Source organism: Sulfolobus sp. B1, assembly GCF_007050195.1.
Lineage (GTDB): Archaea > Thermoproteota > Thermoprotei_A > Sulfolobales > Sulfolobaceae > Saccharolobus.
Genome location: NZ_QIMI01000267.1, coordinates 1 through 1,143 on the forward strand (window position 1 = coordinate 1; position 1,143 = coordinate 1,143).

The 1,143-nt window shown below is 32.0% G+C and carries 2 protein-coding genes; both read right to left on the reverse strand.

Annotation, left to right across the window (positions count from 1 at the left end; all coding sequences use genetic code 11):
* Window positions 1–23: 23 nt before the first annotated feature.
* Window positions 24–755, reverse strand: a complete 732-nt coding sequence (locus tag DMP16_RS10080) for a hypothetical protein (RefSeq protein ID WP_143577206.1) — start codon at window positions 753–755, stop codon at window positions 24–26.
* Window positions 756–846: 91 nt separating this feature from the next.
* Window positions 847–1,143, reverse strand: a 297-nt coding sequence (locus DMP16_RS10085) for an MFS transporter (protein ID WP_143577207.1), incomplete at its 5' end; no start/stop codon positions are given.

Genomic DNA, 1,143 nt, shown 5'->3' on the forward strand with positions numbered 1-1,143 from the left:
TAAATAATATACCTAGAATAGGTCTAATCAACTACTTTACACACAAAGGTATATACACCCCATCTAGGAATTATGTACTTACTTTCATAACTTAAATTTGGTGCAATTAGAGAATCATCAATTATTTCCTTAGCCTTATCTACATTTACCTCGTATAATACATACAGCATAAACAAATCTAACTCGATCTTATCTTTTTCACCGCTAATTTCTTCAATTACCTTATTGTATGCCTTATTTTTATCTACTCTAAAGATACCCTCTAAATCCTCATAAATTCTAATGAAATCCCAATCATATCTATTTATTAGCGCTTTAATTGCATCGTCAGAAATAGGGTCAAAAATTTTGTTTCCCCTTTCAAATACCTTATTGAAAGCATAAGGCAAGTACACCTCTCTCATATCTTTTTCGTCCTTTTTAAAACAAGCATCTAATAAGTCACCATAAAAACCACCTACTCTTATTACACTTTCAATTAAACTATAAGTTACAATCTCATAATATTTAGCTAGCGGTATTACCTTATAATAAAAGAAAGGATCTTCAGCTATTATTTTGGCTATCCTATCTCCTATATCACTGTAAGACCAGTTAACCCTTTGACCTATTTCATTAATTAGTGATATTTCGCCATCTAAAGAGGTTAGGATATAATCGTCAAACTCAACGGTATACTTTCTTTTCCCTCTCCTTGGCATTACGTTAAAGTTTGATAGAGGTAATATAAAAATATTATCATCTGTACTGTTCATTTAAGATGCTTACGTTTTAAACTGTAATAAGTATTTAATTTAATTAGCAAAAATAGAGAAAAATATGACAATAAATAGATTAAGCTAAAAATTAAGTCCTTTGATCAGCTTGTACGGTTATTAGTTCCTCATTACTTATCTCTTCTAAACTTCTGTTCTTAGTTTCGGGAAGTGTAAATATTGTAACTATTGCTCCAATAACAGACACGATCGCTAGCATAAATAAAATGTTCTTAAGACCAATTGCGCTGAGCAGTACGGGGAATAGATAAGTAGTTATGGCGGCGCCTATCTTACCGGATGCAGCACTAATTCCATGGCCAGTAGTTCTCGCCCTAGTTGGATATACCTCAGATGGTATTACAAAAGTAGTAGTATTAGGGCCAAA